This window comes from Pseudomonas sp. 2(2015), from assembly GCF_000955865.1.
GTDB lineage: Bacteria > Pseudomonadota > Gammaproteobacteria > Pseudomonadales > Pseudomonadaceae > Aquipseudomonas.
In genome coordinates, this window is sequence record NZ_JYOF01000010.1 from 115,068 (window position 1) to 129,551 (window position 14,484).

A 14,484-nucleotide genomic window follows, 5' to 3' on the forward strand; every position below is an offset into this window, starting at 1 on the left:
TGACTCTGAATCGAATAAAAAGGCCTGTGCATCTAAAGCCTTGAGCGCTTCCTGAAAAGCCGCCTGCGATAAAGTCTCATTTGATAATGGCTTGCATCTTGGTGAGCCACGCAGACTTTATTCTTACGGGCTACAGGAAGCTTTTCATGCGCGAGCTGACCACAGCAGACACCCCCTCGGCCAACCCGTTGCGCCTCTGGCTGATCGAACACCTCGCCCAGTTGCTGGGCGCCTCGGTGGCTGAAATCGACAGCCTGGGCGACGAGCAGAACCTGCTCGGCTGCGGGCTTGATTCGATCCGCCTGATGTACCTGCAAGAGCGCCTGCGCAGCCACGGCCTGCAGGTCGAGTTTGCCCAGCTGAGCGCTGAACCGAGCCTGGCCGCCTGGCTGGCGCTGCTGCACGGGCAAACCTTGCAAGCTGCGCGGGCGCCTGGCGTTGCACCAGCATCGGCTGGCGCGCAGAGCTTCGGCCTCAGCGCCGTGCAGCAAGCCTATTGGCTGGGCCGGGACGCCGCCGAAGTGCTGGGCAATATCAGTTGTCACGCCTGGCTCGAGTTCGACTGCCAGGGCATTGACCCGCAGCGCCTTGAAGCAGCGGTGAACCTGGTACAAAGCCGCCACCCGATGCTGCGCGCGCGTTTCCACGACGGCCAGCAACAGATCCTGGCGGCGCCGACCGCGCAGGTCTTCGACCACCAGGACTGGCGTCAGCAGTCGCCCCTGGGCGCGCAGCAGGCCTGGGCCGAACTGCGCCGCTGGCGCTCGCACCAGTGCCTGGCGGTGGAGGCGGGGCAGGTGATGCTGGTGGGCCTGGTGCAACTGCCGGGTGGCCGCGACCGGGTCTGGCTGAGTGTCGACCTGCTCGCCGCCGACGTAGAAAGCCTGCGCCTGCTGATGGCCGAACTGGGCCAGGCTTACCAAGCGCCGGCGTTGCTGCCGGCGCCGCCGACCCTGCACTTTGCCGACTACCTGAGCCGGCGCCAGCAACGGCGCGCCGAGGCTTACGGCCGCGACCGCGAGTACTGGTGCCAGCGCCTGGCGCAATTGCCCGATGGCCCGGCGCTGCCGCTGGCCTGCGCCCCTGAGTCAATCCGCGAACCGCGTTTCAGTCGCCAGGCGTTTGTCTTAAGCGCCGCTGAAGCCGAGCGTTTGCAGCGCCAGGCCAGCGACCATGGCCTGACCTTGTCCTGCGTGTTCGCCACTGCCTTCAACGCAGTGCTGGCGCGCTGGAGCGGGCAGTCGAAGTTCTTGCTCAACGTGCCGTTGTTCGACCGCCATGATGACCATCCGGACATCGACCGGGCGATCGCCGACTTCACCACCTTGCTGCTGGTGGAATGCCAGGACGCGCCGCAGTTGCCCTTCGCCGAGGCGGTGCGCGAGTTTCAGCGCAGCCTGCACGGCGCCATCGACCGTTCGGCCTTTGCGGCCCTGGAAGTGTTGCGCGAAGGCCGTCGCCAGGGCCATCCGCGCTCGGCGCCGGTGGTGTTTTCCAGCAACCTCAACGAGACGGGGTTTGTTCCGGCAAGCTTTCGCCAGGTGTTTGGCGACCTCGACGACATGCTTTCGCAAACCCCGCAGGTATGGCTCGACCACCAGCTGTACCGGGTTGACGACGGCCTGTTGCTGGCCTGGGACAGCATCAGCGAACTGTTCGCCGAGGGTGTGCTGGCGGCGATGTTCCAGGCCTACATCGAATTGCTGCAGCGCCTTGCCGACAGTGACTGGAGCCTGCCGCAACCGGTGCTCCTGCCGCTGGCGCAACAGGCCCGGCGCGAGCGCCAGAACAGCGTACCGGCGCTGGCCCCGGGGCGCGGCCTGCTGGACGACTTTTTCCGCCACGCCAGCCAGCGCCCGGATGACCTGGCGCTGATCTGTGGCGCCCAGCGTTGCAGCTACGGCGAACTGGCCACGCGCGCGCTGCGGGTGGCTGCCGGCTTGCTGGAGGCCGGCATGCGCCAGGGCGAGGCGGTGGAAGTCTGCCTGCCGCGCGGGCTCGGGCAGATCGTCGCGGTGTTCGGCGTGCTCGCGGCAGGTGGCTGCTATGTACCGGTCGACACTGCGCAACCGCCGGCGCGCCGTAGCCTGATCGAATCGGCGGCGGGCATCAGCCTGGTGATTGCCGAGCAAGCACCAACGCCCACGGCGCATAGCCCGTCATTGCGCTGGCTCAACCTGGCGCAGCTGGAACAGTGCGCAGCATTGGCAGCGCCGCGGGCGGTGGCGGCGCAGGCCAGTGCCTATGTGATCTACACCTCCGGCTCCACCGGCGTGCCCAAGGGTGTCGAGGTCAGCCATGGCGCGGCGATCAATACCATCGACGCGCTGCAGGCCGAACTTGGCATCGACCGAGACGACTGCCTGCTGGCAGTGTCGGCGCTGGATTTCGACCTGTCGGTGTTCGACCTGTTCGGAGTGCTGGGGCAGGGCGCGCGCCTGGTGTTGCTGGAGCCCGAAGAAACCCGCGATGCGGCGCGCTGGGCGCAGTTGATTGCCGAGCACCGGGTGAGCCTGTGGAACTCGGCGCCGGCGTTGCTGGAAATGGCCCTGGGCATTGCCGCCAGCGACTGCCACTACCAGAGCCTGCGGGCGGTGTTGCTGTCCGGCGACTGGATCGCCCTGGACCTTGCCGCGCGCCTGCGCCGACAGGCCACGGCGCAGTGCCGGGTGTATGGCCTGGGCGGGGCCACCGAGGCCGGGATCTGGTCGAACCTGCACAGCATCGACGAGGTGCCGGGTCATTGGACCTCGATCCCCTATGGCAAACCTCTGGCCGGCCAGGCCTATCGGGTGGTCGACGACAGCGGCCGCGATGTGCCCGAGCAGGTGGTCGGGCAATTGCTAATTGGTGGCGCCAGCCTTGCCCGTGGTTATCGCAACGACCCACAGTTGACTGCCCAGCGTTTTCGCAGCGACGAGCGCGGGCGTTGGTACCACACCGGCGATCGCGGGCGTTTCTGGGGCGACGGCACCATTGAGTTTCTCGGCCGTATCGACCAGCAGGTCAAGGTGCGCGGGCAACGCATCGAACTGGGCGAGATCGAGGCGGCGCTGAGTGCCCATCCTTTGATCGACAACGCCTGCGCGGCGGTGCTGCCAGGCACTGTCGCCAGCCTTGGCGCGGTGCTGGTGAGCAGCCCGGCGCCGGTGACTGTGGCCACGGATGCCCTGCAAGGCGGCTCAATACTGGACGACACCCTGCAAGCTGAAGCACGGGTTAGCGCCGAGCTGCTGCAACGCCTGCTCAATGGCCAAGCGTTGCCGGCGCCGGCGCTGCTGGACACCTGGCGCCAGTGGTTGGGCGAACAACCCAGCCAAGCCATGAGCCTCGGTGATGCCCTGGCGCAACTGGGCTGGCGCGAGGCCGACCTGCAGGCCATGGTCGCTTCGCTGCAGTCGCTGTTGGCGGTCGAGGGTGGCGCTGCCCAGGTGCTGTTCGATCCGCTGCTGGCGCCCCAGGCCATGGCCCTTAACCTGCCGGCCGGGCGCCAGTTGCTCGATGCCATGAGCCAGGCGCTGCAGCAGCAGTGCAGCGCCCAGGCCGGGCCGTTGAGGGTCGCGGTGCTGGACGTGCGCGGTGGCCAGTTGCTCGAACAATGGCTCGATCACCTGAGCCACTCTGACTTGCAATTGACCTTGTTCGAGACCAGCCCCGGCCTCTTGGCCGCCTCTGCCGGCAAGCGCCCGGGCGTTGCCAGCCAACTGCTGGTGGATGGCCTGCTGCCCGTCGAGCAGTGCGCGCAGTACGACCTGGTGATCAGCTTCGCCGCCTTGCACAGCTATGCGCAGCCGGCTGACTGCCTGAACCTGGCCCAGGCGCTGCTCAAGCCGGGCGGGCGCCTGCTGCTCGCCGAGCTGTTGCGTGACTCGCCGCTGAGGCTGGTCAGCGCAGCGCTGCTCGACAGCCGCAGGCCAGTGCTGCCTGACCCTGCGCAGATCGCCCAGCTGCTTGGCCGCAGTGGCTTTGCCGAGCTGCACAGCCTGTGGCAGAACCCGGCGATGCTGCTGGTCAGTGCCACCGCCGCGCTTGATGCCTTGAGCGCCGACAGCCTGCAGCACTGGCTGCAACAACGCCTGCCGCAAGCGATGCGCCCTGAACACCTCTGGTGCCTGCCGCGCCTGGAGCTCAACGCCAACGGCAAGATCGACCGCAAGCGCCTGCAAGCCTGCATGACGCAAGCGTTGCAGCGTCAACAACCGGCCAGCGGCGAGGAGGGCGAGCTCAATCCTGCGCTACAACCCCTGGCCGGGTGCTGGGAGGCGGTGCTCGGACGCCCGGTGCGCAGCGCCCAGGGCAGTTTTTTCAGCCTCGGCGGCGACAGCCTGCTGGCGACACGGCTGCTGGCCAGCGTGCGCGAGCAACTGGGCGTGAGCCTGCGCATGAGTGACTTCTACCTGCAGCCAACCTTGGCCGGCATGGCCGCGCTGCTGGCCAGCAGTGCCGCAGTAGAGGAGGGCGTGCTATGAGCCTGAATGACCTGTTGCACATCTGCCGTGAGCGCCAGATCGAACTCTGGGCTACTGAAGGCCAGTTGCATTTTCGTGCGCCGCAAGGGGCGCTGGACCCGGCCCTGGCCGAACGTATCCGCGCCCAGCGCGAGGCGTTGATGGACCATCTGTTGCCACGTTCGCAATGGCGCTCGCAACCCGATCAGGCGCTGCAACCTTTTGCCCTGAGCGCGGTACAGGGCGCCTACGTGCTGGGGCGCAATCCGGCCTTCGACTATGGCGGCAATGCCTGCCACTTGTATGTTGAATACCCCTGGCCGGCTACTGTCGACAGCGAGCAACTGAACCAGGCCTGGAACGCCCTGGTGCAGCGCCACCCGATGCTGCGCGCGGTGGTGCAAGACAGCAGCCGTCAGTGCGTGCAGGCCCAGGTGCCTTGGCAATGCCTGCCTTTGCATGACCTGCGCCAGGCCTCGGCGCAAGCCTTCGATGCACACCTGCAGCAGGTACGCGAGCGCCTCGATCATGCCTGTCATGCCCTCGACCAGTGGCCGGTCCTGCTGCCGGAACTGAGCCTGGGCGCCGATCGCGCGGTTCTGCATTGCTCGGTGGATTTCACCCTCATCGACTACGCCAGCTTGCAACTGCTGCTGGTAGAGCTGAGCCAGCGCTACCTGGAGCCAAACCGGCACTGGCCGGTGCTGGAGGCGACCTTTCGCGACTACCTGCAGCATGAACAACAGAGCCGTGAAAGCGCTGCCTGGCAGAGCGACAAGGCCTGGTGGCTGGCGCGCCTGGAGAGCCTGCCGGGGCGTCCGGACCTGCCCTTGAGCGATGACGCCGGGATCACCTCGCGGCGCTTTCAGCACCACCATGCCAGCTTGAGCGTGGCCCAGTGGAATGCGCTCTGCGCCCTGGCCAGCGCCCAGGGTTTGAGTGCGGCCGGGGTGACCCTGGCGGCGTTCGCCGAGGTCATCGGGCGCTGGAGCCAGAGCGCTGACTTTTGCCTCAACCTCACCGTCCTCAACCGCCCGGACCTGCACCCGCAACTGGGCCAGGTGCTGGGCGACTTCACCGCTTTGAGCCTGTTGCAGGTCAATGGCGCCAGTGGCGCCAACTTCGTCCAGCGGGCACGGCGCATCGGCGCGCAGCTGTTCGACGACCTCGACCACAGCCGCTTTACCGGGGTCGAGGTGTTGCGCGAACTGGCACGGGTCCAGGGCCGTGGCGCCGACCTGATGCCGGTGGTGTTCACCAGCGGCATCGGCAGCGTCGAGCGCCTGCTGGGGGATAGCGGGCGCTTGTTGCAGCCGCCGAGCTACATGATCAGCCAGACCCCCCAGGTGTGGATCGATTGCCAGGTCAGCGACCAGTACGGCGGTTTGCAGATTGGCTGGGACGTACGCGTCGGCGTCCTGCCAGACGGCATGGCGGCGCAGATGTTCGAGGCCTATGTCGCGTTGCTGCAGCGCCTGTCTGCGGATGCACAGCTTTGGCAGCAGCGCGGCGACATCGTCCTGGCGCAGCAGCGGGTCACGCATCTGTCGGCGGTGAAAGCCGAGGACCGCAACATCGCCAGCGGCTTTGCCGGTCAGGCGTTGCGCAGCCCGGATGCGCCGGTGATCAGCGATCGCGACGGCGTTTACAGCTATCGTCAGGTCGCCCAGCACGCCGACGCCGTGCGCGCGGCGCTGGAGGCCCTTGATGTTGCCCCCGGGGCGCGGGTGGCGGTGATGCTGCCCAAGAGCGCCTGGCAACTGATGGCCGTGCTCGGCATCAACCAGATGGGCGCAGCCTATGTGCCCATCGATATCCGCCAACCGGCCCTGCGCCGCGAAGCCATTTTGCGCGATGCCGAAATTGCTGCGCTCATCTGCCTGGAAACCGAAGCCTTGCCTGCAGGTCTTGCGCTGCCGCGCATTGCCATCGACAGCCTCACCGCCGCCAGCCACTGGCCGCCGCGCGAACCGCTGGCGGTGCAGGCTGGCGACCTGGCCTACATCATCTACACCTCCGGCTCCACCGGCACGCCCAAGGGCGTGATGCTCAGCCATGGCGCGGTGGTCAACACCCTCGACGACATCAACCAGCGCTACGGCGTCAATGCCCGGGACCGGGTGCTGGGGCTGGCGGAGCTGAGTTTCGACCTGTCGGTGTACGACTTCTTCGGTGCCACCGCGGTGGGTGCGCAGGTGGTACTGCCAGACCCCGAGCGTGGCGCCGATCCTTCGCACTGGGCGCAACTGATGGCCGAGCACGGTGTGACCCTGTGGAACTCGGTGCCGGCCCAGGGGCAGATGCTGATCGATTACCTGGAAAGCGAACCGGCAGCCATTCCCGGGCCGCGTTGCGTGATGTGGTCTGGCGACTGGATTCCCACCACCTTGCCAACCCGCTGGTGGCAGCGCTGGCCCGACAGCCAGCTGTTCAGCCTCGGCGGTGCGACCGAGGCGGCGATCTGGTCGGTGGAGCACCCGATTCGCCCCGCCGACACGGCCTTGCCGAGCATCCCCTACGGCCTCGCCCTCAACGGCCAGACCCTGGAAGTGCTCGACAGCCTTGGCAGGCAATGCCCGCCGGGGGTGCGCGGCGAGATTCATATCGGCGGCCTGGGCCTGGCATTGGGCTACGCCGAAGACCCGCAACGTACCGCCGAGCGCTTCATCACCCATGCCAGCGGCCGGCGCTTGTACCGCACCGGCGACCTCGGCCGCTACCTGGACGAGGACGGCCTGATCGAGTTCCTCGGGCGCCAGGACGATCAGGTGAAAATCCGCGGCCATCGCATCGAGCTTGCGGAGATCGACGCTGCCTGGCTCGCTCATCCACAGATCGCCGCCAGCACCACGGTACTGGTGGGCGAGCGTCACGAGCGTTCGCTGTGCAGCTTTGTCACTGCACAAACTTCGGCTAACGATCCACAACGGCTTGGCGAGGAATTGGCCGAGGTTATGGCCAAGGCGCGTGACACCCTGGAACAGGCCGATTTCGGCCCGCGTGAAGAAATTCAGGCCGCCCTGGCGGCGCTGGACCGGGCGGCCGATGCTTCGCTGCTGCACTGGCTGGCCAGCAGCGGCTTGCTCGCAGCGGGCGAGGAGGTGGCTTTTGCCCCGCTGTGCCAGGCGCTCAAGCTTGAAACCGGTCAGCAGCGGCTGCTGCAGCATTGGCTGATGCTGTTGACCGACAGCGGCTATCTGCAACGTGCGGGTGCAGGCTGGCGCTGCCTGGTAGACCCCGGCGCGTTCGATCAGGCCCAGGCCTGGGCGCATTTCGCCCAATTGGCCCCGGCGCCGTTGTGGCCGGTGGAACTGGTCGACTACCTGCGTGGCAGCGCCATGCGCCTGGCCGAGCAACTGGATGGGCGGCTGAGCCCGGCCAGCCTGATGTTCCCCGAGGGCTCGGCGCATATTGCCGAGGCCATGTACAGCCGTGGCCTGCATGCCCAGGTGCTGCACCAGGCCATGGCCGAGGCGGTCAGGGCGATTGTTGCCCGTGAAGGCCAGCGCAACTGGCGCATTCTTGAAGTCGGCGCCGGCACCGCTGCCGCCAGTGCCTCGGTCATTGCCGCGCTGGCGCCTTTGGCGGCAGCCGGGGTGCAGATTGACTACCTGTTCTCGGATGTCTCCAGCTACTTCCTCAATGCTGCCCGGGAGCGTTTTGCCGAGTACCCGTGGGTGCGCTTCATGCACTTCGACATGAACAAACCCGCCTGCGAGCAAGGCCTGCAGCCAGGCTCGGTGGACCTGCTGCTCAGTTCCGGGGCCTTGAACAATGCCCTCGACACCCCGCGCTTGCTGGCCGGGCTGCGTCAGCTGTTGCAGGCCGATGCCTGGCTGGTGATCCAGGAGCTGACCCGCGAGCACCGGGAAATCAGCATCAGCCAGAGCCTGATGATGGAAACGCCGCAAGACCTGCGGGCGAGCACCGGGCAATTGTTCGTGCACCGCCAGCAGTGGCTGGACTGGCTCAACGCTCAGGCCGGCGACCATGCCCAGGCCCTGGGGTCAGCGGACAGCGTATTGTCGTTGCTGGGCTATGACCTGCTGGTGGCACGGATGAAAACCGACCGCCCCGTGCTCGCCAGCAACGACCTGCTGGCGTTTATCGCCGAGCGTGTGCCGCGCTACATGGTGCCGGCCCAGGTGCGGGTGCTGGACGCGCTGCCGGTGACCGCCAACGGCAAGATCGACCGCCGCGCCCTGAGCCATCAGGCCCAGCAGCGCCAGCTGGAGCCGGTGCGCCAGGTGCGCAGCGAGGTCAGCGATGAGTTGGTCCAGCGCCTGATCGGGCACTGGCAGCGGGTGCTCGACTGCAACGAGCTGTCGGCCGATCAGGACTTCTTCGCCGCCGGTGGCGACTCGCTGCTGATCGCCCAGTTGATCGCCGGCCTGCGCGAGCAGGAAGCGCTGGCCCGTGTACACCCCTTCGATCGCCTGTTGCGCTGGGCCCTGAGCCAGCCGACTCCGGCCGGCCTGGCCCAGCGCTTGCGTAGTGAGTCAGGGGCTGAGGCGCCGGCCGCTGAACAGCCGGCAACGGCTGTTTTGCAAGCCACCCGCGCGCCGCTGGCCGGGCGCGTAGGCGGCGACGCCTTGAGTGAGCTGGCCGCAGGCGAGGGCATTGCCCGGGTGCTGGTGCATGAAGGCCTCGGCACACTGTTGCCGTATCGCCGGCTGATTGCCGAGCTTGCCGGCAGCGGCCCGTTGCTGGGGCTGGCGGTGCACGACAGCGAAGCCTACCTGCGCCTGGCGCCGGAGCATGTCAACGCCACCCTCGGCAAGCGTTATGCCCAGGCCCTGTGGGACAGCGGCCGGCGCAGCTTCGACCTGCTGGGCTACTGCTCCGGCGGGCTGGTGACCCTGGAACTGGCCAAGGCGCTGCTGCAACTGGGCGCCGAGGTGCGCCGGGTGGACATTGTCTCCAGCTACCGCATCCCGTACCGGCTGGATGACGAGCTGCTGATCCTCTACAGCTTTGCCGCCACCCTCGGCCTGGACCCGCAGGCACTCGGCTTGCCGTCGGCCGAGCAGTTGCAGGCGGCCCTGGCGCCGCTGCTGCAGGCCTCCGTGCAACACCTGCCGGCGGGCAGCTTGAGCGCGGCCTTGCCGGCCTTCGACGTTGCCCAGCTCAAGGCCCGGGTGCTGAGCGCCGCCAGCGGCATCGCCGACGAACAGCTATACCGGGTGTTCGCCCATTCGGTACGGGCCAGCCACTACAGCGACAGTGCGCCGTACATCGGTGCCGTGCGCCTGTTCGTGCCCAGTGTCGGCAACCCCTTGATCGCCAATCACCAGGCCAGCCTGCAGGCCTGGTGGCAGGCCGCGTCGCTGGCGCCGCTCAGTGTCCAGACCCTGCGCGGCAATCACTTCGATTGCCTGAACGCCGGGCTCAGTCGTTACTTGCTGGAGGAACAGCGCCCATGAACACTCCCGTCAAAACCCTGGTAGTGGGTTCCCGATTCGGCCAGTTCTACGCCGCCGGTGTCGCCGCTGCCGAGCACCTACAGTTGGTCGGCGTGCTGGGCCAGGGCAGTCGCCGTTCACAGGCCCTGGCCCGGCATCTTCGTGTACCGTGTTTCGCGGCCCTCGAACAGCTGCCCGACGACACCCGCCTGGCCTGCGTGGCGGTGGGCGGCGCGGCGCGCGGCGAGCAGGGCCCGGCCCTGGCGCAAGCGTTGATGGCGCGCGGTATCGATGTGTTGATCGAACACCCGCTGTTGCCTCAGGAGCTGCACGAGCTGTTGCGCTGCGCGGCACGCTTGCAGCGCCGTTGCCTGCTCAACAGTTTTTACCCGCAGTTGCCGTGGGTGGCGCGCTTCATCGAGCTGGGCCGGCAGTTGCATCGTCAGCAGGGCATCCGCCATATCGAGGCCAGTTGTGCGGTGCAGGTCAGCTACGCCACCCTCGACATCCTGGCGGCGTTGTTGGAGTCGGTGGGGCCGTGGTCGCTGGACAACCTGGCACCGGCGCTGTCGCCGTGGCGCGATGTCAGCCTGGTGATGGCCGAGGTGCCGGTGTCGTTACGGGTGCTCAATGAACTGGCGGCGGCCGATGACGGGCGCATGCAGATGCTCCAGCGCATCAGCCTGGCCACCGACAGCGGCACCTTGCTGCTGGCCTCACCGCACGGGCCGCTGCTGTGGATGCCAGCGGTGCGCGCGCCGCGCGAGGACGAGGACGGCTTGTTTGTGCTGAGCGGCGGCGCCTTGCCGTGTGCCGAAGTGCTGATGGACGCCGCCACGGACTGGGGCCAGGTCTATCGGCAGCTCTGGCCACTGGCTGCGGCCAGGGCCTTGGAGCCGTTGCTCGACGGTGCAGGGCTGGTGCGCCGGCAACAGCGCAGCCTGGAAGTGGTCGCGCTGTGGCAGCAGGTGACAGCCGCCATCGGTTTTCCGCAAACGCCCGCACAGGCCTTGCCGGCAGCCACCCTGGCGCAGGCGCTGGAGGGGTGCCAATGAACCTGTTGGGGCCTGAACTGCAGGCACTGCTGCGCCCGTTCCGGGTGCGTTTGTGCCTGGCGGTGGTGGTGCAGGCCATATCCGGGGTCAGCTCGCTGTTGCCGCTGATTGCCCTGGCGCACCTGGCCGACAGCCTGCAACAGGAGCCGCCGCTGGCGCCCGGGGTGATGAACTGGGTGCTGCTGGCGGTGCTCGGCTCGGCCCTGTGGCTGTGTGGCCAGACCCTGGCCCTGCACCTCACCCACGGTGTCGATGCCGACCTGTGCGAGCGTTTGCGCGTGCGCCTGGCCGAGCACCTGCAACGCTTGCCGCTAGGCTGGTTCGCCCGGCTCGGGCCCGAGGGCGTGACCCGCTATGCCGAGCAGGACGTACGTGCATTGCACCAGTTGGTCGGCCATGCGCCGACCGATCTAGTCAACCTGCTGCTGATCCCCCTGGCCACCTTCGGCTACCTGCTGTGGAGCGACAGCGCCCTGGCGCTGTGGTGCCTGCTGCCATTGGCACTGGGGGGGCTGGGGTACTGGCGGCTGGGCTCGGCGCACTACCGCGAAGATGTCGAGCAGCGCAATGCGGCGGTGCAGCAGTTGTTCAGCGACTACAGCCAGTTCGCCGCCAACTTGCGCCTGGTGCGCCAGTTCCCGGGGGCCGGCGTGCAGCGCAGCCTGCAACAGGCGGTGCAGCGCTTTGATCAGCGTTTCAGCCACTGGGTGAGCCGCGCCGGTCAACTGGCGGCGTTGGTCCAGGTGCTGCTCAGTGCGCCCTGGCTGCTGGCCTGGGTGGTGCTTGGCGCGTTGCTGCCGGGGCTGAGCGAAATCGGCGCGGCGCAGTTGTGCGCCTTTCTGTTGCTGGTCCGGGCCATGGCCGCGCCGGTGCTGGCCATGGGGCACGGCCTCGATGCCCTCAATAGCGCGCGGGTCAGTGCGCAGCGCTTGCAGGCAGTGTTGAGCACGCCGCCGCTGGCCGAGCCCGACGCGCCGCAAGCGCCCAGGGACGCCAGCGTGGAAATGCGCGAGGTGTCCTTCGCCCATGGCGAGGTGCCGGTATTGTCAGCGATCAACCTGCGCCTGGAGCCGGGCACCACCACGGCCCTGGTGGGGCCGTCGGGGGCGGGCAAAAGTACCCTGGCCGGCTTGATTGCGCGGTTCATGGACGTCGACAGCGGCCAGGTGCTGGTCGGCGGGGTGGATGTTCGGCAGATCGCCAGCGCGCAACTGCAACGGCATCTGGCGCTGGTGTTCCAGCACGCCGGAGTACTGCGCCTGTCGCTGGCGCAGAACATCGCCCTGTACCAGCCCGACGCCAGCCTCGAGCAGATTCGCGAGGCTGCACGGGCGGCCTGCCTCGACAGCCGGATCATGGCGCTGGCCAAGGGCTACGCGAGCATAGCCGGTGACGATGTGCAGCTATCGGGCGGCGAACTGCAGCGCCTGGCCATTGCCCGGGCGCTGCTTTCGAGTGCGCCGATCATGCTCCTCGACGAGCCGACCTCGGCCACCGATCCGCACACCGAGCGGGCCTTGCGCATGGCCCTGCACGAGGGGGCGGCCGGGCGTACGCGGTTGATCGTTGCCCACCGCTTGCAGAGCATCTGCCATGCCGAGCAGATCCTGGTGTTGAACCAGGGCCGGATTGTTCAGCGTGGCAGTCATCAGCAGTTGCTGGCCATGGACGGCCTTTACCGTCAGTTGTGGCGTGAACAAATGTCCGATGCCGAGCAAATGGAGCCTGTGTCATGAGTGTTTTTTCGTCCTTGCGCCAGTTGCCGCCGCGCACCTGGCAAGCCCTGCGCGCGGCGCTGATATGGATGGTGCTGGCCGCGGTGCTTGATGGTCTGGCGGGGCTGGCACTGGTGCCGCTGGTGCTGGCCTGGTTCGACCGCGCAGGCGCCGATGTGCTGCAGCCGGTGGGGCTGCTGCTGGGCCTGACGCTGCTGCAGGCCCTGGTCAGCTATATCGCCCAGCGGCGTGGTTACCTCGCTGGGGCAGGGCTGGCAGCGGGGCTGGTGTCGCGCTTGCTGGAGCATTTGCCCCGGCTGGCGCGGGGCCGCCAGCGCCATCTCGACGACCTGGTGCGCGGGCCGGTGTTCAGCAGCATGAGTATCCCGGCGCACCTGTTGGCGCCGTTGATTACCGCGTTGGTGACGCCAACGGTGGTGGTCCTCGGCTTGTTCGCCCTGGCGCCATCCGTGGCGCTGGCGCTGGCCGTGGCCTACCTGCCGTTGTTCGGCCTGCTGCGCTGGGCCGGGCGGCGCAGCCTGGACCTTGAGCAACAGCGCCAGGCGGTTGATCGGCATGCCGGGCAACTGCTGCAAACTTTCGCCGAACAACAGGCGCTGATGCGCAGCAGCGCCGTTGCCAGCCAGGGCCAGGTGGCCCTGCGCGAGGCCCTGCAGCAGCAACATCAGGCGACCCGTTCGCTCAACCGCCAGGCATTGCCCGCCAGCCTGGGCTTTGCCAGCGCAGTGCAACTGGTGTTTTCGGCGCTGCTGGTCGGCGGCGTGCTGGCGGTCGCCGCCGGGCATTTGCCGGGGGCGCTGTTGGTGGCGGTGCTGGTATTGCTGGTGCGCTTTGTCGAGCCGCTGTCACAACTGGCGCAACTGGACCAGGCCCTGCGCATGGCCTGGCAGGCCTTGGCACAGGTGCTGGGGGTATTGGCGCAACCGATCCTGCACAGCCCGCAACCCGGCTTGCAACCCCTGGACGCCAGCCTGCAGGGCCAGGGCCTGAGCAGCTACGGCGAACATGGCGAGCACCTGCTCAAGGACCTCGACCTGTACTGCGCGTCTGGTACCTTCACGGCCATTGTCGGGCCGTCGGGCGCCGGTAAAAGTACGCTGCTGGCGTTGCTGGGGCGGGGCATGGATGCCCAGGCCGGCGAAGTGCGTCTGGGCCAGGTGGACATCCGCCAGTTGAGCGAGCAAACCCTTGCCGCGCACTTGACCCAGGTGTTCCAGGACAGCGGCCTGTTCGCCGGCAGCCTGCTATGGAATGTCAGCATGGCGCGGCCACAGGCAACGCCTGGGCAATTGCAGCAGGCCGCTGAAGCAGCGGCGCTGGATGAGGTGATCGCCAGCCTGGCCGAGGGCTGGCACAGCGAGGTCGGCCCGGGCGGCGCCTTGCTCTCCGGTGGCCAGCGCCAGCGCGTAGGGCTGGCGCGAGCGCTGCTGTCGCCGGCGCCGATCCTGTTGCTCGACGAGCCCACTGCCAGCCTCGATGCGCGCAGCGAGGCGCGGGTCAATCGCAGCCTGCGGGCATTGCGCGGCCGGCGCACGCTGGTGTTGGTGTCGCACAACCCGGCGCTGGTGCGCGACGCCGATCAGATCCTGGTGCTGGAGGCCGGGCGCCTGAGCGGCAGCGGCAGTCATGAGCAACTGCTGGCCACCCACCCGTGGTATGCGCAGTTCGTCGAGCAGCACGGTGTCGTCGATTGAATGCACCGGTGCCGGGCATCAATTGAAAAAGTCCCTAAATCGAAAAGTTCGCCCACTCGTTTGAAGGATACTAATGAGAATTATTATCGAAATTGGGGCGGGGCAATGTTACATCAGGGAGTCAAAAAGGCAGGACGGAGTGGGCAACG

5 protein-coding genes are annotated in these 14,484 nt (G+C 67.7%); all 5 read left to right on the forward strand.

What is annotated here, in order from left to right; all coding sequences use genetic code 11:
* The first annotated feature begins 146 nt into the window (after positions 1–146).
* From UB48_RS14335 to UB48_RS14355, 5 genes are read left to right on the forward strand one after another with little or no spacing between them, the layout of a single operon-like run.
* Complete coding sequence (locus tag UB48_RS14335; protein WP_045198133.1) at positions 147–4,469, forward strand: non-ribosomal peptide synthetase; 4,323 nt, start codon at positions 147–149, stop codon at positions 4,467–4,469.
* Positions 4,466–9,871 carry a non-ribosomal peptide synthetase gene (locus UB48_RS14340; protein ID WP_045198135.1) on the forward strand — a complete coding sequence of 1,802 codons (5,406 nt, stop codon included), beginning with the start codon at positions 4,466–4,468 and terminating at the stop codon, positions 9,869–9,871. The genes UB48_RS14335 and UB48_RS14340 overlap by 4 nt, the downstream gene beginning before the upstream one ends.
* Entirely contained in the window at positions 9,868–10,905 is a 1,038-nt protein-coding gene (locus UB48_RS14345; RefSeq protein WP_045198137.1) for a Gfo/Idh/MocA family oxidoreductase, read from the forward strand. The genes UB48_RS14340 and UB48_RS14345 overlap by 4 nt, the downstream gene beginning before the upstream one ends.
* Entirely contained in the window at positions 10,902–12,641 is a 1,740-nt protein-coding gene (locus tag UB48_RS14350; protein WP_045198139.1) for an ABC transporter ATP-binding protein, read from the forward strand. Before UB48_RS14345 ends, UB48_RS14350 begins: the two co-directional genes overlap by 4 nt.
* The gene (locus tag UB48_RS14355) at positions 12,638–14,335 is read left to right on the forward strand and encodes an ABC transporter ATP-binding protein (protein ID WP_045198141.1); all 1,698 of its coding nucleotides are present in this window, start codon (positions 12,638–12,640) and stop codon (positions 14,333–14,335) included. The genes UB48_RS14350 and UB48_RS14355 overlap by 4 nt, the downstream gene beginning before the upstream one ends.
* Positions 14,336–14,484: the final 149 nt, after the last annotated feature.

Bases quoted from the DNA above. Each gene is read 5' to 3' on its own strand.
- UB48_RS14340 (WP_045198135.1), top strand. From the start codon at position 4,466: ATGAGCCTGAATGACCTGTTGCACATCTGCCGTGAGCGCCAGATCGAA.
- UB48_RS14345 (WP_045198137.1), top strand. From the start codon at position 9,868: ATGAACACTCCCGTCAAAACCCTGGTAGTGGGTTCCCGATTCGGCCAG.
- UB48_RS14350 (WP_045198139.1), top strand. From the start codon at position 10,902: ATGAACCTGTTGGGGCCTGAACTGCAGGCACTGCTGCGCCCGTTCCGG.
- UB48_RS14335 (WP_045198133.1), top strand. From the start codon at position 147: ATGCGCGAGCTGACCACAGCAGACACCCCCTCGGCCAACCCGTTGCGC.
- UB48_RS14355 (WP_045198141.1), top strand. From the start codon at position 12,638: ATGAGTGTTTTTTCGTCCTTGCGCCAGTTGCCGCCGCGCACCTGGCAA.